The sequence below is a fragment of the Pseudomonas sp. ACN5 genome (assembly GCF_002303975.1).
GTDB classification, from domain to species: Bacteria; Pseudomonadota; Gammaproteobacteria; order Pseudomonadales; family Pseudomonadaceae; genus Aquipseudomonas; species Aquipseudomonas laurylsulfatiphila.
On sequence record NZ_MRCP01000010.1, the window covers coordinates 31,198 to 50,823 of the forward strand.

A 19,626-nucleotide genomic window follows, 5' to 3' on the forward strand; every position below is an offset into this window, starting at 1 on the left:
GCGCGCATCTTACTTGATCGATTCGGACGCTGCTTGCAACTGCGCCTCGACCTCGGCGCAGCGCGGGCACAGGCACGAGGCATTGCGCAGTTGCGCCGGCAGCGCCTGGAGCACGGCTGGGTCGATGCTGACGCCGTAGCACCAGCAGGCGCGGTCGGCGGTTCGCGGGTCGGCCAGGGTGCAGTCGTTGGGTGCGCCGCAGGCGGGGCAGAGGTCAGGCTGGTTCATGGATGGAGTGAGCCATTTCCACGCAGGTTCGGTTACGGCCACTTTGCTTGGCCCGGTACATCGCATGATCCGCCCGTGACAGCAGGGTGTGCAAGGTGTCATCGGGCTGCAGGGTGGTCAGGCCGATACTGACGGTCACTCGCAAGATCTGGCCGTTGTAGGTGTAGCTCTGTTGCTCCACGTACCGACGAATTTTCTCGGCGATTATCAGACCGGTCTGACCATCGGTGTCCTTGAGCAGCACGATGAACTCTTCACCGCCCCAGCGGCAGACGATGTCGGCGTGCCGCAGGCAGCTCTTCAGATCCTGGGCAAAGCCATTCAATACCTGATCGCCGGCCAGGTGGCCATAGGTGTCGTTCAACACCTTGAAGCGGTCGAGGTCCAGCAGCAAGGCGGACAGCGGTTTGGGCTCGCGCCGGGCTTCGTGCATGGCCTGTATGGCCAGCAGGTCGAAGCCGCGACGGTTGGGCAGTTCGGTCAGGCTGTCGAGGGTGGCCTGGGCCTGGATCTTGTCCTGAAGGCGCTTGATGACCTGGTTGAGCAGGACCAGCACGGTCAGCGTGACCAGTAGGCAGATCAGCAGGTTGAGGTACAGCGACTGGCGGATTTCACCCAGGGCGCTGTCCTCGCGTTTGTCGACGAACAGGTACCAGTTCAGTTCCGGGATGAACCGCACATTGAGGAAATGCCCCTGGCCCTGCACGGAATATTCGTAGCTGCCGCTGTGGGGTTTGGGCAGCCGGTTGACCAGGTCCTTCATGCCGTCCAGTTCACCGAGTTTCTGCCCGATGCGCGCACCCTGCGGACCGCCTTCGGCGCCTGTCAGCACGAGGCGTCCGAAGTTGTCGACGAAATATACGCTGCGCTGATAACGCTGCTGGTACTTGTCGATCAGCTTGATCACGGCGTCGACGGTCAGGCCAACGCCGGCCGCGCCGATGAACCGGTCGTTGTAGTCGTGGACCTTGTAGTTGATGAAAAAGGTCAGGTTGTCCTTGTTGGCGAGGTCCGGGTCGACGTTGATCTCGTACGGGTCCTTCATGTCCCGCACGCGGAAATACCAGGCGTCGCGGGGCTCGGTGGCCTTGACCTGCTTGAGTACACCCTTGGCGTGGTAGTAAGTCAGGCTGGTGTTGGAGACGAAGAACGCGGTGTAGGCGCCGTAGTGGGTCATGACCTCGTTGAGGTACCGGGTCATCTGGTCGGAATCCTTTTCACCATTGACCACCCAGTCGCGCATGAAGGTGTCGCGGGCCATCATCGAGGAAATCAGGATCGGCCTGACCAGGTCTTTCTGGATTTCCGAGTAGACCGTGTCCGACGTCAGCGGCAGTTCGGTGTTGACGATATTGTCGCGGATCGAGGCCCTGGAGGCGTAGTAACTGAGAAAGGAGGTGGCGAGGAAGCCTGCGCCCAGCAATGCGACCAGCGTGAGCACCAACGAGCGTTGAGAGTACAGCGGCGAGCGAAGCGGCATGGCAGTTCCATTGGCAGTCATCCGATGGCAGGCATTCTAAGGGTACTGCCGGGAAATAACTGCTCCATGTGCGCTGCGAATGGTCGTAAATCTTGCACGGACCTTGTGGGAGCGAGCTTGCTCGCGATGGCGGCGTGTCTGCCACATCAAGGCTGAATGTCACACCGCTATCGCGAGCAAGCTCGCTCCCACAGGGTTATGAGTCTGGTGTTTAGCCCAGGGTTTTCAGGTACATCCGCCAGCCACCGAAATGGCTGATGTTCACCGCCCCCTCCAGCCCATACGCCTCACAGATAAACCCGCTCTCCCAGCGACCGTCCGCCAGTTGCACCTTGCCCAATCCCAGCGGTGCCGCAATCCCGGTCAGGAACGAACCCAGTTCTCGGCTGGGCAACTCCCAGACTTCCACGGCAATCGCCACGCCGCCATCCTTCACGCGGACCATGCCCGGACGCAACGGCGGGCCGCCGGCCAGGGCATGGAGTTGATAATCCGGCGAGCTGAAGGTCGTTTCCAGCAACCGGGCGCCACGCTGCCTGAGCTGCCAGTTCAACGCCAGCCCGTCCAGATGCGCGCCGCAGACCACCAGCCGCGCCCGATCATGGCGGGCAACCGGTGCCGGTGCGGGAGCGGCCAGGCCTTGCTGTCGCTGCAAGGCATCGGCCACGCTCAACAGATACTGATCGGTGAAGGCCCGGCCAAACACTGTCACGCCCCATGGCAGGCCGTTGTCCATGAAGGCGCTGGGCACGGCGACGGCGGCGTAGTCGAGCAGGTTCATGAAGTTGGTGTAGTAGCCGAGGTCCGAATTGCGCAGTACCGGTTCGGCCTTGAGTTCCGCCAGCGACACCGGGCGGCCGATGGTGGGCGTGACGACACAATCGAGGCCTTCCAGCGCTGCGTCGCACAGGGCTTTGAGCGCTTGCAGCCGGTATTGGGCGCGGAAGGTCTGCACGCCGTCGACGGCGGGTGCCTTGGCCAAGACAGCGCGAATCACCGGCAACACGGCCTCGGGGTTTTGTGCCATCAACTCCCCGGCCACGCTGTAGCGCTCGGCCACCCACGGGCCTTCATAGAGCAAGCGTGCGGCCTCCAGAAACGGCGACAGGTCCAATTCCACCGCTTCGCCGCCCAAGGCCTTGAGACGATCGATGGCATCGCCGAACAACAACGGGCCTTCAGGGCATCCAAAGAATTGCAGGTCCTGTGCACGTGGTACGCCGAACCGGAACGGCCGTGGTGTGCCGAACGCCGAGCCGTCATTCCACAGCGGGTTGCTGCGGCTGTATTCGTCCCGCGGGTCGAGGCGTGCGGTGAGCGCCAGCAACTGACTGGCCTCCCGCGCCGTGGCGGTGAACGTAGTGACGCAATCGAGGGTACGACAGGCCGGCACCACGCCGGCCGTCGAGATCAGGCCCTTGGTGGCTTTCATGCCGACCAGGTTGTTCAACGCCGCCGGCACGCGCCCGGAGCCGGCGGTGTCGGTCCCCAGGGAAAAGCTCGCGACCCCGAGCGCTACCGCCAGCGACGATCCGGCGCTGGAGCCGCCCGACGGATACTCCGGCAACACGCTGTTGGGGCACACGCCATAGGGTGATCGGCTGCCATTGAGCCCGGTGGCGAACTGGTCGAGATTGGTCTTGCCCAACGGAATCGCACCCAGGGCCAGCAGTTGTTCGACGATGGTCGCCGAACGCTGCGGCACGTAGGCAAATGCCGGGCACGCTGCCGTGGTCGGAATGCCCGCCAGGTCGATGTTGTCCTTGATCGCGAATGGCACGCCGTACAGCGGCAGGCTGTCGAGGTCGCGACCGTCGAGGGCGGCGAGGTACGGCTCCAGTTCCTCGGCGCTGAGCAGGTGGATGAACAGGTGATAGTCCGGATTCAGCGCCGCAGCTTTGTCCCGCAGGTTCGCCAGCAATTGCCGGGGGGTGAGGCCGCCGTCGCGGTAGGCGCTGCGCAGGGCGTCGAGTTGCAGATTGATATTCATGGCATGCGTCCTTTTCAAAATGGGTTCAGTCAAGTTCCAGCACCACGACGCGCTGTCCGGCGCGCACCGCCGAACCCGGTTGCACGCGCACCTCGCGCACCACACCGGCCATGGGGGCGAGCAGGGGGATTTCCATCTTCATCGACTCCAGGATCACCAGCACATCACCGGCCGCGACGCGCTTGCCGGCCTCGACCTGAACCTGCCAGAGGTTGCCGGCGATGTGGCTGTCGACGCTCTGTTGACCGCTGGCCAGCGGCGCCTCCTCGGTCGTCTCCGGGGCCGGCTCTTCGCTGTCGAAATGCGCCTGGCCGCTGGTGATCCAGCGCTCACGCTCGGCATTGAACGCGCTTTTTTGCTGCTTGCGAAACGCGCCGATGGTCTCGGCTTCCTGCGTCAGAAACGCCTGGTAATCCGCCAGGTTCAACTGACTGTGTTCGATGTTCAGGTTGAAGCGCCCGAGGGGGAAATCCTGGCGAATGCGCAGCAGTTCATCGGCGCTGACCGGGTAGAAACGGATCTGGTCGAAAAACCGCAGCAACCATGGCTTGCCATCGAACGCAGCAACTTCACGGTAGCGGTTCCACATCTGTAGCGTGCGCCCGACAAACTGATAACCGCCGGGGCCTTCCATGCCGTAGACGCACATGTAGGCGCCACCGATGCCCACCGAGTTTTCCGCGGTCCAGGTGCGCGCCGGGTTGTACTTGGTGGTGACCAGGCGATGGCGCGGATCGAGCGGGGTGGCGACTGGCGCGCCGAGGTAAACGTCACCCAGGCCCATCACCAGGTAACTGGCGTCGAACACCGTGCGTTGCACTTCATCGAGGTTCGGCAGGTCGTTGATGCGCCGGATGAACTCCAGGTTGCTCGGGCACCAGGGCGCGTCTTTGCGCACCGTGGTCATGTATTTCTCGATGGCCAACTGGCACGCCGGGTCGTCCCAGGACAGCGGCAGATGGACGATGCGCGAGGGCACTTGCAGGTCTTTGGCGGCGCACACGGCGTCCCATTCGCCGGTGACGATGCCGAGCAGGTCGGCCAGTGGCAGTTGTTCGGGTTGATAGTGGACTTGCAGTGAGCGGATGCCTGGCGTCAGGTCGATCACGCCGTGCAGGTGTTGGCTTTCCAGGGCTTGCATGAGGGCGTGGGCGCGGAAGCGCAGGACCAGATCCAATTCAGGGGCGCCGATTTCCAGCAGCAAATGCGTGTCGCCCGACAGTCGTGCAACCAGCCGCGTATCTCCCTGACCGATATCCAGCACCACAGGCGACACAACCCCCTGTGGGAGCGGGCTTGCTCGCGAAGGTGTGTCAGTCGACATCAGGGTGGCTGACACACCATCGCGAGCAAGCTCGCTCCTACAGGATTGATCCCATTTCAGGGCAAGGGTGCGGGCGGTCTTGAGGTCGATGGGGGAGAACTGCACCTTGTCCCCCGCCTTCAGTTGACCAAGCTGCCAAAGATCCGCCTCGATCACCGTCACCGGGCACACGAACCCGCCAAGGCTTGGGCCATCCGGGCCGAGGATGACCGGCATGTCACCGGTGAAATCCACGGCACCAATCGCATACGGATTGTCGTGAATGTTCGACGGATGCAAACCCGCCTCGCCACCGTCAGCACGCACCCATTCCGGCTTCGGCCCGATCAGCCGCACACCGGTGCGGCTGGAGTTGAAATGCACTTCCCACTGGGTGGCGAAGAAGGTGCCGATGTAGTTTTCGGTGAAGTATTCCGGCGCACCGTGGGGGCCGTAGATCACGCGGATTTGCCGAACCGCCGGCAACTCGGTGACCTGCTCTTCAGCCAGTTGCTGACCGGCGCTGCGGTCATTCAGCGCTGGCAGGTGCAACACGTCGCCGGCCCGCAAGGCGCGGCCACCGTGCCCGCCAAATTGCCCCAGCGTGAAGGTGCTTTTGCTGCCCAGATAATCCGGTACCTGCAGGCCGCCACGCAGGCACAGATAACTGCGGGCGCCCGCACCGGCGATGGTGCCAAGGCTCAAGCTGGCGCCTGCCGGAACCACCAGCGCAGTGTTCATCGGCACGCTTTGACCGTCGAGCAGCAATGGAATCACCGCCCCGATCACCGCCACCACCGCCTCGCAATTGAAGCGCAGCAGCGGCCCGCTCATGGTGATTTCCAGCGCCGCCGCGCCTTCGTCATTGCCCAGCAAACGGTTACCCAGGCGCAGCGCGCGACTGTCCATCGGCCCTGAAGGCGGCACGCCGACCGCCCAGTAACCGAGGCGCCCCGGATAATCCTGAACACTGGTTTGCGTACCGGCGCTGAGTACTTCGAACGTGTTGGCCTGATAGACCAGGCCTTCCAGGCAACGGGTCCACGGCTGGCCGCTGGCGAAAGGCGCATCCAGGAGGATCTGGCGCAGGTAATCGCGGTTGGTTTCCACGCCGTAGAGCAAGCTGGCACCCAGTGCCTGATGCAGGTCCGCAACGGCCTCTTCGCGCGTCGGCGCCCAACTGATGACCTTGGCGATCATTGGGTCGAAGTAGGGCGGGATCTCGCAGCCCGCTTCGACCCAGGTGTCGATGCGCAGTCGTTTGCCGTCGGCGTCAGGGAAATTCACCGCCGTGAGCAAACCGGGGCTTGGCTGGAAATCACGTCCCGGATCCTCGGCATACAACCGTGCCTGAATCGCATGACCCTGCGGCTTCAAACCCTGTACCAGATCGCTCAGTGGCGGCAGCTCACCGGCCGCCAGTTGCACCATCCAGCGCACCAGGTCGACGCCCCACACCTGTTCGGTGACACCGTGTTCCACCTGCAAACGGGTGTTCACTTCCAGGAAATAGAAACGCCGGGCATCGCTGTCGAAGACGAACTCCACGGTGCCGGCGCTGCGGTAGTTCACCGCTTTGGCCAGTTTGATCGCCGCCGCGCACAGTTCATCGGCCATGCCCTCGGGCAGGTTCGGTGCCGGGGTTTCCTCGAGGACTTTCTGGTTGCGACGCTGCACCGAACAGTCGCGTACGCCAAGGGCGATCACTTCGCCGTGGCCGTCGCCGAATACCTGCACTTCCAGGTGACGGGCACGCTGGATGTACTTCTCGATGAACACCCCGGCGTCGCTGAAATTGTTCTGGCCCAGGCGCTTGACCGCTTCGAAGGATTCGCTCAACTCGGTCGCGCTGCGGCACACGCGCATGCCGATGCCGCCACCGCCGGCGGTGCTCTTGAGCATCACCGGGTAGCCGACTTGTTCACCGGCGATCAATGCTGCGTCGAGGCTCTCGAGTAACTCGGTGCCTTCAAGCATGGGCACACCCTGTTGTCGGGCCAGGGCGCGGGCGGTGTGCTTGAGGCCGAACACCCGCAGTTGTTCCGGGGTCGGGCCGATGAAGGCGATGTCGGCAGCTTCGCAGGCTTCGGCGAATGTGGCGTTTTCCGAGAGGAAGCCGTAACCGGGATGGATCGCCGTGGCGCCGCTGGCTTTGGCGATGGCGAGGATTTTATCGACCGCCAGGTACGTGCCGGCGGCGGCGCCTTCCCCGAGGCTGTGCGCCTCGTCGGCCTGCAGGATGTGCAGGCTGGCCGCGTCGGCTTCAGAGTAAACGGCGACCCCCTGCACGTGCAGTTCACGCAAGGTCCGCAGGATGCGGCAGGCAATGGCGCCACGGTTGGCAATCAGGACTTTTTCGAACATGGCATAACCCCCGGAGGCGATTGCGCATCAGCCTCGACTGGGATGCGGGCCGTCCCGCAGTTTTTCGAAAGGCATCGGGGTCGTCCCCGGTGGCAGAATCAATTCGTTCCAAAACACCATTGGCCCCATGTAGGAGCGAGCTTGCTCGCGATGGTCGTGAACGATTACGCGTAAAACCAGATACCCAGCGGCGCTCTTGGGTTTTTCGCGAGCAAGCTCGCTCCTACAGGGGGCGGTGGTGGCTTTTACTTTCTGAGGCACTGGCCTGAACGGGCCTGGCACAGGGTGAACATCCAGCGGCGCAAACGTGCGAGTTTCAGTTCCATACCAGTAGCTCCGCCGGTGTCGGGTTGTAGGCGTTGCACGGGTTGTTCAGTTGCGGGCAGTTGGAGATCAGCACGATCACGTCCATCTCGGCGCGCAGGTCGACGTACTTGCCCGGCGCGGAAATCCCGTCTTCGAACGTCAAGCCGCCGTCGGCGGTGACCGGCACGTTCATGAAGAAGTTGATGTTCGGCCCGATGTCGCCCTTGCCCAGGCGTCCGTCGTGGACGCAGGCGCGCAGGTAGTTGTCGCGGCAGCTGTGCATGTAGCGTTTCTCCAGGGCGTAGCGCACGGTATTGCTCTCTTGCGCACAGGCCCCGCCAAGGGTGTCGTGACGCCCGCAAGTGTCGGCGACTATGGTCAGCATCGGTTTGCCAAGGTTGGAATACAGCACGCTGCCGGTGCTCAGGTACACGCTGTTCTGCCGACGCAACGTGCACTGCACGTCGTAGCGTTCCTTGGGATTGGCGACGCTGTAGAACAAGGTGTCGACGGCCTGATTACCTTCCAGATCAAGAATGCGCAGTGTCTGGCCGGCCTTGACCTCCATCAGCCAGGGTTCGCCGGCGGGGATGGTGGCGCGGTAGATCGCGGTTTCCGGCTGCTTTTCAGGGGTGACGATGGCGAGTGACATGGCAGCGATCCTCAGGCGAACAGACGGTCGGTGTTGATGAAGCCGCGCTCGTTTTCCGGGCGCGAGGTGCGGCAGTGTTCGGCGACGCTGGCGTCGGCGTTCATCCAGCTGAGCTTCAGCGGTTTCGGTGCATATTCCGGCGATGGATCCATCGGATGCTGCAGGGCGGTGAGCACCACCAGGGTGTCCATCGGCGCGTACAACTCGATGTAGTCGCCAGCCTTGGAATTGCCCTCGACGAAATGGAAGCGCCCGGCGTCATCGACGTTCACGCGGCTGAACAGATTGAGGGTCATCAGCAGGTCGGACAGACCCAGCCCCCACTTGCCCAGTTCCACCAGCAGGTTGTCGGTGCCGTTGCGGAAGAAGCCGTTGCGCAGTTCCTGGTAGCGGCCCGCGCCGTACTTTTCTGCCACTTCTTCAGCGCAAAGCACACCGCCCAGGCTGTCGCTCCAGCCGCAGGTGTCGGCGGTGATGGCGGCCAGCACGCGGCCCATGTCCGAATACAGGCAATGGCCGGCGGTGAGCTTGGCGGTGTGTTGGCATTTGAGGCTGTCGGGCAGGTTCAGCCGTTCGGTTTTTTCATTGGCGTTGAGCAGTGTCAGGCTGACGTTGGCGCCGCCGCGCAGGTCGGTCAGGCGCAGCAATTGGCCGCGCTTGAGCACGAAGGAACGATGGCCGCCGCCAGGGAGCATGTCTTCGGCGAAGGGCGGGAACAGCTGAGTCGAATCAGTCATTGTGAAAAATCCTCTAAGCGATACGAAGCGTGCCCGCCACCGGCAGCGGCAGGGCGTCGACGGCTTTGCACTGGGCGCGGCGGTCGCTGTTCAAAGGGATGTCGTAGGTGATGCGTGCGCCATAGGCGCCGGGGGCGTGCGGGTCGAGACGGACCTTGTCGAACACCAGCAGGCGCGTGCCGAGGCTGAAGCCTTCGGACAGGTCATGGGTGACCATGAACACCGTCAGCCGGGTCTCGCGCCACAGTTCCAGGAGCAAAGCGTGCATGTCTTTGCGGATGCCCGGATCGAGGGCGCCGAAGGGTTCGTCGAGCAGCAACACCCGCGGCCTCATGATCAGCGCCTGGGCGATGGCCAGTCGTTGTTGCATGCCGCCGGAGAGCTGCGCCGGGTACTTGTCCAGCGAATGGCCGAGGCCGACTTTGTGCAGCAGCACCGAGGCCTGTTCGCGGGCCTCTTTTTTCGCGCTGCCGAACAGGCGTCCGAGCAAGGGCGAACGCGGCAGTTCGAGGCCGAGGGCAACGTTGTCCAGCACGCTCAGGTGCGGGAACACCGAGTAGCGCTGGAACACCACGCCACGGCTGGCGTCCGGTTCACCGGCCAAGGGCTGGCCGTCGAGCAGGATCTCGCCGCGACTGGCGCGTTCCTGGCCGAGCAGCAGGCGCAGGAAGGTCGATTTGCCGCAACCGGACGCACCCACCAGGGTGCAGAACTCACCCTCGTTGACGTTCAGGTTGAGGCCTTCAAGCACCACTTGATCGGCGTATTGCTGCCAGACGTTTTTAACGGTGATGAAGCTCATTTGGCGGCCCCCTCATACCAGGGGAACGCACGTCGGGTCAGGCGTTTAAGGCCCCAATCCATCAGCCAGGCGAGCAGGGTGATCCACACCACGTAGGGCAAGATCACGTCCATCGCCAGGTAGCGACGCACCAGGAAGATCCGGTAGCCGAGTCCATCAGTGGAGGCAATGGCTTCGGCGGCGATCAGGAACAGCCATGCCGAGCCGAGCATCAAGCGCAGCGAGATCAACAGCCGTGGCAGCAGTTGCGGCAACACCACCCGCAGCATCAGGGTCCAGGTGGAGGCGCCAAGGGTCTGGGCCTTGATCAGCAGTTCCACGGGAATCTCCCGGGCACGCTGTTCCAGGTCCCGGGCCAGGGCCGGGGTGATGCCGATGACGATCAGCATCACTTTCGACAATTCCCCCAGGCCGAAGACGATGAACAGGATCGGCAGGATCGCCAGCGGTGGCACCATCGACAACACCGTCAGCAAGGGTGACAACGGCGCACCGAACAGCGGCAGGGTGCCGGCGGCGATGCCCAGGCACAGCCCGGCCAGGGCGCTGATGCCCAGGCCGATGGCCAGGCGTTGCAGGCTGGAGGCCGTGTCCTGCCAGAGCAGGTATTCGCCGGTGCGGGTGTCGGCCACGAAGGCCAGGCGTTTCACCGCATCGCTCATCTGCACGGCGCTGGGCAGCAGCTTGTCGTTGGGGTTGTCCAGTAGTCGCTCGGCCGAGCCCATGAAATAGGCGAACAGCACCAGGGCGAACGGCAGGATCACCAACAACAGGCGACTCGGGCGGTCCAGGTGACGGTTGATCAGGCGCATGGCCGGTTCTCCTGATTACAGCTTGGCGTCGGCGGCCAACTGCACGTAGCTCGGGTCGAAACGCAGCTTGAGGTTGCCTTTGTCGCCGCTGGTCACGCCGTTGGCGAAGGCCATGCCGACCGCGCTGGTGTCCTTGGCGCCTTCACCCAGCAAGCCGTGCTGGAAGGAGAACTCGGCGACTTTGCGCATGGTTTCCGGCAGTTGCTTGCTGGTGCTGAACGCCAGGGCTTCCTTGGGCGTGGCGAACAACTTGGTGGTGTCCAATTGCGCCTGGAAACCCGCCAGGTCAGTGCCCGAGGCCTTGGCCATGTGCTCCAGCGCGGCTTTGCCGGCGGCGTTTTTCGCGTTCATCAACTCGACCACTTCAAACCAGGCACCGGTCAGTGCTTTGCCGAGGGCCGGGTTGTCTTTGAGGGTGGCGCTGTTGACCACCATCATGTCCATGATTTCGCCGGGGATCTGGCTCGAGTTGAACACTTCAGTCACCGCGGGCTTGGCCTTGATGTCCGAGAGCATCGGGTTCCAGGTGGTGACGGCGTTGACCTGTTCGGTGTTGAAGGCGGCGGAGATATCGGCGTCGGAGGTGTTGACCACTTTCAGGTCTTTCTCGGTGAGGTCCACCGAATCCAGCGCCCGGGCCAGCAGGTAATGGGAGACCGAGAGCTCCACCAGGTTGACGTCCATGCCCTTGAGGTCGGCGACTGTCTTGCCTTCACCCTTGAGCACGATGCCGTCGTTGCCGTTGGAGAAATCGCTGACGATCAGCGCGGTGCTGTCGACGCCGCCGGCGGCCGGAATGGTCAGCGCGTCCATGTTGGTCATGGTGCAACCGTCGAACTGGCCGGCGGTGTACTGGTTGATCGATTCGACATAGTCATTGAGCTGCACCACGTCGATCTGGATGCCGTACTTCTTCGCCCATTTGTCGACGATGCCCTGGCTGCCGGCGTACTCCCACGGCATCCAGCCGGCGTAAATGGTCCAGCACACGCTGAAGTGGTCTTTTTGGGCAGCCTGGGACGAGAAGCTCACGAGGGCTGCGAACGCAGCGGCGAGCAGGGCGGGTAAACGAAGCTGGGACATGGTGGTTCTCCAGTTGATCAAGGACGGACAGGACGGCAGCGGCACCGCTAACGGTGGCTTGTCTCCCGGGCTTTTGTCCCGCCGTGTAACCTCAACTGGAGGTCGCCAACTCTCGGACCAGTCACTCGCGTTTGCGAGCCGGAACCCTAGTCAGCCATTTGCAAATTGTGGTGCCGCGAACCTGTAGTGACTCCTGCACCCGGTTGTTAAAGCGAGAGGCGTGCCAAGTTGGCCCGAGCGCTCTAGCTCGGGCGACGGGGAGGTCGACGGTGTTGATTGGAAAGGCGTACTGCCTTGTGATGGTGCGTGGGTGCACCGCATTGGAACCTGTCCGCCGCTGATCAGAAGGTGGGTGCGACATCGCACTTGGCAGGGGATTGCCAGTCAAAACAGGTGTCAGCCGGTGTGTGCCGACTGCTGTCACAGGTCTTTACGGAGGCCGCCATGTTACGTCGATTGTTGTTGGGAGCAGTGCTCGGTCTCGGATTGTCTGGCTGCTACTACTACGACGGTCCTGCCGATTACTACGGGGGATCTTATTACTACCCCGGCTATTACTCGCCCTATTACTACGGTTACTACGGTCCGCGCTATTACGGTGGTTATCGCGCCTATTACTACGGCGGGCATGGTTACTACCGTGGTCACGGTGGTGGACATCATGGCGGTGGACATCGTGGTGGACACCGTTGATCAGGGCGTGAATGGATGAAAAACCTTTCATCGGGCAGATGTTTCTACTTGTTTCGGGGACGCACCAGATTCCGAATTCGGTGTCTGATCTTTCGACAGTCACCGAACATTTGACTGTCGCCTGCCAGCGTCGCTGGTGTGGCTCATCCGCGGTCCAGGAGGCCGCCATGCTCTGTCAAAAAAAGCTGCGCCGAATTCTACTGCTTGCAGTGTTGGGATTGTCCCTTGGTGGGTGCGTGCCTTACTACGATGAAGGAGGCAGTTACTACAGTTCCGAGGTCTATACCTCACCATCGCCAACCTATTACGCCGGAGGGAGTTCCTACTACTCCAATGGTGGCGGTTACTACACACCACCGCCCCGGTATTACGTGCCTCCAGCGCGGTATTACCAGCCGACACCGCGCTATTACTCACAACCGCGGGTGTATCAGCCGTCGCGCCATTACTCGCCGCCGCGGATGTATCAATCGTCTCGCCATTACCAGTCGGCCCCTCGTTATTATCAGCCGTCGCGGGGCGACTACCGCACGCATCAGAACCATGGCTGGGACGGCCGTAACCGCGGGAACTGGAACAACGACTATCGCGGTAACGGTCGCGGCTATCGTAACGGGCGGGGCGGCCACCGATAGCCAATCGCAGTTCTAATGTGGGAGCGGGCTTGCTCCGGGCGGCGTTCCGACGAAGGCGTCATCTCAGCAACATTGATGTTGACTGACACACCGCTTTCGCGAGCAAGCCCGCTCCCACATTTTTATGTCCAGGCTCTAGTATTCGGACAAATCCGCCAGCGGATGCCGACCTTCCCAGGCCTTGTGAAAATGCGCCTCGACCACCGAGTCCGGCACGGTGTTGATGTCTGGCCAGTGCCAGTGCGGCTTCTGATCCTTGTCGATCAACCGCGCACGTACGCCTTCGCTGAATTCCGGATGACGACAGCAGTTGAGGCTCAGGGTGTATTCCATCTGGAAGACTTCGGCCAGCGACAGGTGCCGGGCCCGGATGATCTGCTCCCATACCAGATGCGCGGTCAGCGGCGCGCCTTCGCTCAGAGTCCTGGCCGCGCGGCTGAGCAACAGATCGCTGTGGTCGCGCAGGGCGCTGATGGCCTTCCAGGCGCAACGCACATCGCTGACATCCAGTAGCTCGTCGATCTGCCGACGGCGCGGCAGCCACTGGGCTTCGGGCATCTGCGCCACGGCTTCCTGCTGCAAGGCCTTGAGCAGGCTGTTGAGCTGCATGGGTGTCTGTTCCTGCCAATTCAATTGCAGCAAGCCTTCGATCAACTTCGGCTGCTGCTCATCGAGCAGAAAACGATCCGCCAGGTCCAGATCGATGGCATCCCGCCCGTTCATATGGGCGCCGGTCAGGCCCAGGAACAACCCGAGCTTGCCGGGCAGGCGCGACAGGAACCAACTGGCGCCAACATCCGGGTACAGGCCGATGCTGATCTCCGGCATGGCCAGGCGGCTGCTCGGTGTGACGATCCGGGTGCTCGCTCCTTGCAACAGTCCCATGCCACCGCCGAGCACATAGCCGTGCCCCCAGCAGATCAACGGCTTGGGGTAGGTGTGCAGCTTGAAGTCCAGGCGATACTCCGCCGCAAAAAACTGCGCAGCCAGTGGCGGTACTTCACCCGGATGGACGCGACAGGCTTCCACCAGGCTGCGCACTTCACCGCCGGCGCAAAAGGCCTTGGCGCCATTGCCGCGCAACAGGACGCAGACGATCTGCGGCTCCTTGGCCCAGGCTTCCATGCGGTCGCGCAGGGCGTTGATCATGGGCAGGGACAGGGCGTTCAGGGAATTTTCGGCATCCAGACTGGCGATGCCGATGCGTGCGCCGTCGGTGCCGGTGAGTTCTTCGAAGTGCAGATTCATCGTGACCTCGATCGGGAATTTGAGGGTTAAGTATGATCGCTGTGTGGGAAAGTGCCGGATCTGTATCAGATCAATTGACAAGCGTGGTGAGCTTTCCTAGGGTTCGCCCCATTGTTTTTGCCGGATGTAACCATGACTGCTGACGACCGTATCAAACTCGAACCGGGCTGGAAGGAGGCACTGCGTGCCGAATTCGACCAGCCTTACATGGCAGAGTTGCGAAACTTCCTGCAACAGGAGCGGGCGGCCGGCAAGGAGATCTATCCGCCGGGGCCGATGATTTTCAACGCGCTCAATTCCACGCCGCTGGACAAGGTCAAGGTGGTGATCCTCGGTCAGGATCCCTATCACGGCCCGGGCCAGGCCCACGGTTTGTGCTTCTCGGTGCAACCCGGCGTGCCGGCGCCACCGTCGCTGGTGAACATCTATAAAGAGCTCAAGCGCGACCTGAACATCGACATCCCCAACCATGGTTACTTGCAGAGCTGGGCCGATCAGGGCGTGCTGATGCTCAACACCACCATGACCGTCGAGCGCGCCAACGCCAATGCCCACAAGGACAAGGGCTGGCAGTTTTTCACCGATCGGGTCATTGAAGTGGTCAGCCAGCAGCAGCCGCACCTGGTGTTCATGCTGTGGGGCGCCCATGCCCAAAGCAAGCAGAAGCTGATCGATGCGACCAAGCACCTGGTGTTGACCTCGGTGCACCCGTCACCGCTGTCCGCCTATCGCGGCTTCCTCGGTTGCGGGCACTTCAGCCGCACCAACAAGTTTCTGGAGCAGAATGGCGAGACGCCGATCGAGTGGCGGTTGCCGCCGGTTTAAGCGTTGATTTCGAGGGCCTCTTCGCGAGCAAGCCCGCTCCCACAAGGATCACGCGAACCCTGTGGGAGCGGGCTTGCTCGCGAAGAAGGCGACTCGGTCCATCAGTCTGAATCCGGGTTGCGGTTCCAATACTTGAACAACGGCTCCGCCAGAAACAGCACAAACAGCAACCTCATCACCTGCATCGCCGTCACCAGCGGCACCGACAATTGCAGGGTCTCCGCCGTCAGGCTCATCTCGGCAATACCGCCCGGCATCATGCCCAATGTCAGTGAGCGCAGATCCAGGTGGGTCAGCGCACTCAAGCCCAGTGCTGCGGCAGTCGCAATCAGCATGGTCAGCACCGTGCCGATCAAGGTGCGGCCCATGAACGATGGCGCACGCCGGAAAAACTGCCGGTTGAAGTGACAGCCCAGACCGCTGCCGATCAACCACTGACCGATCTGGCTGCCGCCGTTGGGCAAGCCGATGTGCAGGTCCCAGCCGATGCTGACCGCCGCACTGACCAGCAAAGGCCCGAACAGCCAGGGGTTGGGTTGATGCAGGCGTTCCCAGATCCAGGCCGCCAGTGCGCCAGCAGGAAACAGCACCGCCAGCCAGCGCCAATCGATGCTGCCCGCGTGGGAAATCGGCGCACCGTCACCCAGCAAATACTTGAAGGCTGCCGGTACGCACAGCACCACCACCAACACCCGTAAACTTTGCCCCGCCGCGACACGGCTGAGCACTGCACCATTACGTGCGCCGAGGTTGACCATCTCCCCGGAACCGCCGGGCATGCTGGAAAAGAACGCGGTGGCGCGATCTTCACCGGTACGGCGCATCAGCCACACGCCGACCACGGCGGACAGGCTGGTGACCAACGCACCGAAGAAGATCAGGCCGAAATGACTCAGCACTTGCTCCATCACCAGCGGGGTGAAGTGCAGGCCGATGCCGATGCCGACGATCCACTGGCCGCACTTGCGGCCGCCAGGGATTTCGGCCAGTTGCCAGGGGGTCAGGCAGCGCACGAGGATGATCGCCAGCAACGAGCCGACCATCCACGGCAAAGGCCAGCCGACCTGGCTGGCGAGGTAACCGCCCAGCAGGCCGACCAGCGGGGTTCCCCACCAGGCTTTGAAGGGTGTTCGATCAGACATCGGGGATGATGCGTTGCGCGGCCGAACGTTTGCGCCAGATACGGATGAGTGGCATCAGCAGCATGATCGCCGTCAGGATCCAGCAACCGAAGGTGATCGGGCTCGACCAGAGGATTTCCAGCGCACCGTTGGAAATCGACAGGGCGCGGCGCAGGTTTTGTTCCATCAATCCTCCGAGGATGAAGCCCAGCAATACCGGCGACAACGGGAAGTCCAGCTTGCGCAGGATATAACCGAAGATGCCGATGCCGATCATCAGGAACAAGTCGAACGTTGTCGCGTGCACCGCGTAGACACCGATCCCGGTGATGATCGCGATCACCGGCACCAGCGCCCAGTTCGGCACGGCGAGGATGCGGGTAAAGATGCGGATCATCGGGATATTGAGGATCACCAGCATCACGTTGGCGATGAACAGCGAAGCGATCAGGCCCCATACGATGTCCGGTTGCTGCTGGAACAACAGCGGGCCGGGGGTGATGTTGTACAGCGACAATGCACCGATCATCACCGCCGTGGTGCCGGAACCTGGAACGCCGAGGGTCAGCATCGGCACCAGCGCACCGCAAGCCGCGCCACCGATGGCGGTTTCCGGCGCCGCGAGGCCGCGCATGTCACCCTGGCCGAAAGTACCCTTGGCACCCGCCATGCGTTTTTCGGTCATGTAGGCCACGGCACTGGCCAGGGTCGCACCGGCACCCGGCAATACGCCCATGATGAAACCCAGTACACCGCAACGGATGTTCACCACGAACACCGACGCCGCTTCCTTGAAGTTGAACATCATCCGGCCGGTGGCTTTAACCGCTTCCTGGCCGTGGTGGGTTTTTTCCAGCAGCAGGAGGATTTCGCTGATGGAGAACAAGCCCAGCACCAGCACGACGAACTGGATACCGTCGGTCAGGTGAATGTTGTCCCCGGTGAAGCGATACACACCGCTGTTGGCGTCGATGCCGACGGTCGACAGGAACAGACCGATCAGCGCCGCGATGAACGTCTTCAGCGGACGGTCGCCGGCCATGCCGCCGAGGCAGACAATCGCAAATACCATCAGTACAAAATATTCCGCGGGGCCGAAGGCAATCGCCCATTTCGCCAGCAGCGGGGCGAACAGCACCATGCCGCAGGTCGCGATAAAGGCACCGATGAACGAGCTCCATGCCGACAGCGACAGTGCTACACCGGCCAGGCCTTTGCGGGCCATCGGGTAACCGTCGAGGGTGGTCATAACGGTGGACGCTTCACCCGGAATGTTCAGCAGAATCGAGCTGATCCGGCCGCCGTATTCGCAACCCAGGTACACCGCCGCCAGCAGGATCAGTGCCGACTCCGGTGGCAGGCCGAGGGCGAATGCGATCGGAATCAGCAACGCCACGCCGTTGATCGGCCCCAGGCCTGGCAACAGGCCGACCACTGTACCGATCAGGGTTCCGCAGAGTGCAGTCACCAGGTTGTACGGGCTCAGCGCGACGCCGAAACCCTGACCCAAATAGCCAAGAGTATCCATATCAGTTCTCCAGAACGTCGAGCACGCCCAAGGGCAGCGGTACGTCCATCAACTTGTCGAACAGCAGGTAGAGGCCGACGGCCATCAAGCTGATGATCACGATGCTTGGCACCCAGCGACCGCCATACAGTCGCGCCATGGGCACGCCGATCAGGATGCTGGCGACGATGAAACCCAGGGGCTCGAAGGTGCCGGCGAACACCAGCAACAGCACCACGCAGATGCCGATCTTGGTCAGGGTTTCGCGATCCAGCGGCGGCTCGTCGGCACTGTGCTTGATCGGTGCCGGACGGAACACCATGTACAACAGCGCTGAGCCCATCAGGCCGAGCATCAGCAGTGGAAAGGCCCGAGGCCCCACCGGTTCGTAGGAAAAAGCCGCTTGGTACGGCCACGCCATCAATGCCAGGCCGAGACAGGCCAGCAACAGCACCGAAGCAAAAATGCGTTGTAAGAGCATGAGGAACTCCTGTGCTGCGACTCCGCCAAGCGGAGTCGCAGCCGCTAGACAGAGACGATCACTGGATCAGGCCGAACTCTTTGGCCAGCACTTTGTAGTCCGCGACCTGCTTCTTCACATAGGTGTCCAGCTCCGGGCCGGTCATGGCGAACGGGAACAGTTCACGCTGGTCGCGCAACTTGGCGAACTCCGGTGAAGCCAGCAGTTTGTCGAAGGAATCCTTCCACCAGGCGTAGTCCTCGTCGCTGACCTTCGGCCCCAGGTAGAAACCGCGTACCACCGGCCAGACGATGTCGTAGCCTTGTTCGCGGGCGGTCGGGATGTTCTTCATTTCCGGCTCGTCCAGACGCTTGTCGGAGAACACCGCCAGCAGGCGCATATCACCACTGAGGATGTGTGGCATGGAGTCGGAAATGTCGGTGCTGCCAACCTGGATGTGACCGCCGAGCAGGGCCGTGGCGATCTCGCCGCCCCCTTCGAGGGCGACGTAACGCAGGTCACGCGGATTGATCCCGGCGGCCTTGGCGATCAACGCGGTCTGCATCCAGTCCTGGCTGCCGACGGTGCCGCCGGAACCGATCACCACTTTGCTCGGATCTTTCTTCAGGGCCTGGACCAGATCGTCGAGGGTCTTGTAGGGCGAATCGCTCTTCACCGCGATAGCGCCGTAGCTGGTGCCGACGGCGGCCAGCCAGCGCACATTGCTTTCATCAAAACGACCGAACTTGCCTTGGGCCAGGTTCAGCAGCGAACCACTGGACCAGGCCACCAACGTACCGGCATCGGCCGGACGCTGGGCGACCACCGCGTTGTACGCCACCGCACCGACACCGCCGGGCATGTAGGTCACCCGCATCGGTTTGGTCAGCAGTTTTTCGTTGACCAGCGCGCTTTGCGCCAGTTTGCAGGTCAGGTCGAAACCACCACCTGGCGAGGCCGGGGCGATGCATTCCGGGCGTTTAGGCTCGGCCATGAGTTGGCCGGCGAACAGCACACAGCTGGCGGCGAGGGCGAAACGGCGCATTGAACGATTCATTTTTGTCTCCAGTGGAGTTTTTGTTTTTGAGGATGATTCAGGTGCGACGATTTCGCGCGGTGCTGGCGTGTTCGAATCCGCACGGATCGAACGACGGGCAGCCGGCTTCGGCGCTGGCAAGCGTAAACATCGGGGAGCAAGAGAAAGGGCGGGGCGGGCAAGCCTGAAGCTGTGTGGACAGCATGGTGCAGTACCTCGTTTATTGTTCTTATTGGCGAAAACGCTTCGAGGCGTTTTTCGGTAGTTACATGTCAAAGCACGTTTTCAAACTACGATTCGATGGTCGGCAGTCGAAACCATCCGTGGGGCGACTCTAACCACCC

Annotated in this window: 17 protein-coding genes and 1 riboswitch; of the genes, 3 read left to right on the plus strand and 14 right to left on the minus strand. The window is 62.3% G+C overall.

All coding sequences use genetic code 11. The annotated features are described in order from the left end of the window. Positions 1-9: 9 nt before the first annotated feature. The 9 genes from BSF40_RS18980 to BSF40_RS19020 all read right to left on the minus strand — a co-directional run bounded on the left by BSF40_RS18980 (position 10) and on the right by BSF40_RS19020 (position 11,757). Positions 10-228 (minus strand): cysteine-rich CWC family protein, encoded by a 219-nt coding sequence (locus tag BSF40_RS18980; protein ID WP_007979840.1) that lies wholly within the window; start codon positions 226-228, stop codon positions 10-12. After that, positions 215-1,708 carry a sensor domain-containing diguanylate cyclase gene (locus BSF40_RS18985; protein ID WP_095966262.1) on the minus strand — a complete coding sequence of 498 codons (1,494 nt, stop codon included), beginning with the start codon at positions 1,706-1,708 and terminating at the stop codon, positions 215-217. Before BSF40_RS18985 ends, BSF40_RS18980 begins: the two co-directional genes overlap by 14 nt. A 211-nt stretch (positions 1,709-1,919) precedes the next feature. Next, on the minus strand, positions 1,920-3,698 hold the full coding sequence (gene atzF, locus BSF40_RS18990) for an allophanate hydrolase (protein ID WP_095966263.1): 1,779 nt from the start codon (positions 3,696-3,698) through the stop codon (positions 1,920-1,922). A gap of 25 nt (positions 3,699-3,723) precedes the next feature. After that, on the minus strand, positions 3,724-7,365 hold the full coding sequence (uca, locus tag BSF40_RS18995) for an urea carboxylase (protein WP_095966264.1): 3,642 nt from the start codon (positions 7,363-7,365) through the stop codon (positions 3,724-3,726). A 316-nt stretch (positions 7,366-7,681) separates the two neighbouring features. Beyond that, positions 7,682-8,323 (minus strand): urea amidolyase associated protein UAAP2, encoded by a 642-nt coding sequence (locus tag BSF40_RS19000; RefSeq protein WP_095966265.1) that lies wholly within the window; start codon positions 8,321-8,323, stop codon positions 7,682-7,684. 11 nt (positions 8,324-8,334) lie between these two features. Continuing rightward, positions 8,335-9,060: an urea amidolyase associated protein UAAP1 gene (locus BSF40_RS19005; RefSeq protein WP_095966266.1), complete on the minus strand. Its 726-nt coding sequence runs from the start codon at positions 9,058-9,060 to the stop codon at positions 8,335-8,337. A 13-nt stretch (positions 9,061-9,073) separates the two neighbouring features. Further along, positions 9,074-9,862, minus strand: coding sequence for an ABC transporter ATP-binding protein (locus BSF40_RS19010; RefSeq protein ID WP_095966267.1), 789 nt, complete (start codon positions 9,860-9,862; stop codon positions 9,074-9,076). Next, positions 9,859-10,674 carry an ABC transporter permease gene (locus BSF40_RS19015; RefSeq protein WP_095966268.1) on the minus strand — a complete coding sequence of 272 codons (816 nt, stop codon included), beginning with the start codon at positions 10,672-10,674 and terminating at the stop codon, positions 9,859-9,861. Before BSF40_RS19015 ends, BSF40_RS19010 begins: the two co-directional genes overlap by 4 nt. Before the next feature lie 15 nt (positions 10,675-10,689). Then, positions 10,690-11,757 (minus strand): putative urea ABC transporter substrate-binding protein, encoded by a 1,068-nt coding sequence (locus BSF40_RS19020; RefSeq protein ID WP_095966269.1) that lies wholly within the window; start codon positions 11,755-11,757, stop codon positions 10,690-10,692. A 60-nt stretch (positions 11,758-11,817) separates the two neighbouring features. After that, a riboswitch (guanidine-I (ykkC/yxkD leader) is annotated at positions 11,818-11,918 on the minus strand. 283 nt (positions 11,919-12,201) lie between these two features. Here BSF40_RS19020 and BSF40_RS19025 point away from each other — a divergent pair. Both BSF40_RS19025 and BSF40_RS19030 read left to right on the plus strand, forming a co-directional pair. Then, positions 12,202-12,450, plus strand: coding sequence for a hypothetical protein (locus BSF40_RS19025; RefSeq protein ID WP_095966270.1), 249 nt, complete (start codon positions 12,202-12,204; stop codon positions 12,448-12,450). 167 nt (positions 12,451-12,617) lie between these two features. Continuing rightward, the gene (locus tag BSF40_RS19030) at positions 12,618-13,085 is read left to right on the plus strand and encodes a hypothetical protein (RefSeq protein ID WP_095966271.1); all 468 of its coding nucleotides are present in this window, start codon (positions 12,618-12,620) and stop codon (positions 13,083-13,085) included. Between the two features lie 135 nt (positions 13,086-13,220). Here the strand turns inward: BSF40_RS19030 and BSF40_RS19035 are convergent, their stop codons facing one another. Further along, on the minus strand, positions 13,221-14,333 hold the full coding sequence (locus BSF40_RS19035) for an enoyl-CoA hydratase/isomerase family protein (RefSeq protein ID WP_095966272.1): 1,113 nt from the start codon (positions 14,331-14,333) through the stop codon (positions 13,221-13,223). A 132-nt stretch (positions 14,334-14,465) separates the two neighbouring features. Here BSF40_RS19035 and ung point away from each other — a divergent pair, with 132 nt between their 5' ends. Further along, the gene (gene ung / locus BSF40_RS19040; RefSeq protein ID WP_008050720.1) at positions 14,466-15,158 is read left to right on the plus strand and encodes a uracil-DNA glycosylase; all 693 of its coding nucleotides are present in this window, start codon (positions 14,466-14,468) and stop codon (positions 15,156-15,158) included. Positions 15,159-15,259: 101 nt separating this feature from the next. On the opposite strand, the gene BSF40_RS19045 is transcribed toward ung, so the two are convergent. The 4 genes from BSF40_RS19045 to BSF40_RS19060 are packed head-to-tail and all read right to left on the minus strand — an operon-like array spanning position 15,260 to position 19,303. After that, on the minus strand, positions 15,260-16,300 hold the full coding sequence (locus BSF40_RS19045) for an AbrB family transcriptional regulator (RefSeq protein WP_095966273.1): 1,041 nt from the start codon (positions 16,298-16,300) through the stop codon (positions 15,260-15,262). Next, the gene (locus tag BSF40_RS19050) at positions 16,293-17,807 is read right to left on the minus strand and encodes a tripartite tricarboxylate transporter permease (RefSeq protein ID WP_007979812.1); all 1,515 of its coding nucleotides are present in this window, start codon (positions 17,805-17,807) and stop codon (positions 16,293-16,295) included. Before BSF40_RS19050 ends, BSF40_RS19045 begins: the two co-directional genes overlap by 8 nt. 1 nt (position 17,808) lies before the next feature. Beyond that, the gene (locus tag BSF40_RS19055; RefSeq protein WP_007979809.1) at positions 17,809-18,267 is read right to left on the minus strand and encodes a tripartite tricarboxylate transporter TctB family protein; all 459 of its coding nucleotides are present in this window, start codon (positions 18,265-18,267) and stop codon (positions 17,809-17,811) included. Positions 18,268-18,325: 58 nt separating this feature from the next. Then, a complete protein-coding gene (locus BSF40_RS19060) occupies positions 18,326-19,303 on the minus strand; it encodes a tripartite tricarboxylate transporter substrate binding protein (RefSeq protein WP_095966274.1) in 978 nt (325 codons plus the stop codon). Positions 19,304-19,626: the final 323 nt, after the last annotated feature.

Excerpts from the sequence above, each read along its gene's own strand:
- BSF40_RS18980 (WP_007979840.1), bottom strand. The coding sequence starts at position 228 with ATGAACCAGCCTGACCTCTGCCCCGCCTGCGGCGCACCCAACGACTGC.
- BSF40_RS18985 (WP_095966262.1), bottom strand. The coding sequence starts at position 1,708 with ATGCCGCTTCGCTCGCCGCTGTACTCTCAACGCTCGTTGGTGCTCACG.
- atzF (WP_095966263.1), bottom strand. The coding sequence starts at position 3,698 with ATGAATATCAATCTGCAACTCGACGCCCTGCGCAGCGCCTACCGCGAC.
- uca (WP_095966264.1), bottom strand. The coding sequence starts at position 7,365 with ATGTTCGAAAAAGTCCTGATTGCCAACCGTGGCGCCATTGCCTGCCGC.
- BSF40_RS19000 (WP_095966265.1), bottom strand. The coding sequence starts at position 8,323 with ATGTCACTCGCCATCGTCACCCCTGAAAAGCAGCCGGAAACCGCGATC.
- BSF40_RS19005 (WP_095966266.1), bottom strand. The coding sequence starts at position 9,060 with ATGACTGATTCGACTCAGCTGTTCCCGCCCTTCGCCGAAGACATGCTC.
- BSF40_RS19010 (WP_095966267.1), bottom strand. The coding sequence starts at position 9,862 with ATGAGCTTCATCACCGTTAAAAACGTCTGGCAGCAATACGCCGATCAA.
- BSF40_RS19015 (WP_095966268.1), bottom strand. The coding sequence starts at position 10,674 with ATGCGCCTGATCAACCGTCACCTGGACCGCCCGAGTCGCCTGTTGTTG.
- BSF40_RS19020 (WP_095966269.1), bottom strand. The coding sequence starts at position 11,757 with ATGTCCCAGCTTCGTTTACCCGCCCTGCTCGCCGCTGCGTTCGCAGCC.
- BSF40_RS19025 (WP_095966270.1), top strand. The coding sequence starts at position 12,202 with ATGTTACGTCGATTGTTGTTGGGAGCAGTGCTCGGTCTCGGATTGTCT.
- BSF40_RS19030 (WP_095966271.1), top strand. The coding sequence starts at position 12,618 with ATGCTCTGTCAAAAAAAGCTGCGCCGAATTCTACTGCTTGCAGTGTTG.
- BSF40_RS19035 (WP_095966272.1), bottom strand. The coding sequence starts at position 14,333 with ATGAATCTGCACTTCGAAGAACTCACCGGCACCGACGGCGCACGCATC.
- ung (WP_008050720.1), top strand. The coding sequence starts at position 14,466 with ATGACTGCTGACGACCGTATCAAACTCGAACCGGGCTGGAAGGAGGCA.
- BSF40_RS19045 (WP_095966273.1), bottom strand. The coding sequence starts at position 16,300 with ATGTCTGATCGAACACCCTTCAAAGCCTGGTGGGGAACCCCGCTGGTC.
- BSF40_RS19050 (WP_007979812.1), bottom strand. The coding sequence starts at position 17,807 with ATGGATACTCTTGGCTATTTGGGTCAGGGTTTCGGCGTCGCGCTGAGC.
- BSF40_RS19055 (WP_007979809.1), bottom strand. The coding sequence starts at position 18,267 with ATGCTCTTACAACGCATTTTTGCTTCGGTGCTGTTGCTGGCCTGTCTC.
- BSF40_RS19060 (WP_095966274.1), bottom strand. The coding sequence starts at position 19,303 with ATGAATCGTTCAATGCGCCGTTTCGCCCTCGCCGCCAGCTGTGTGCTG.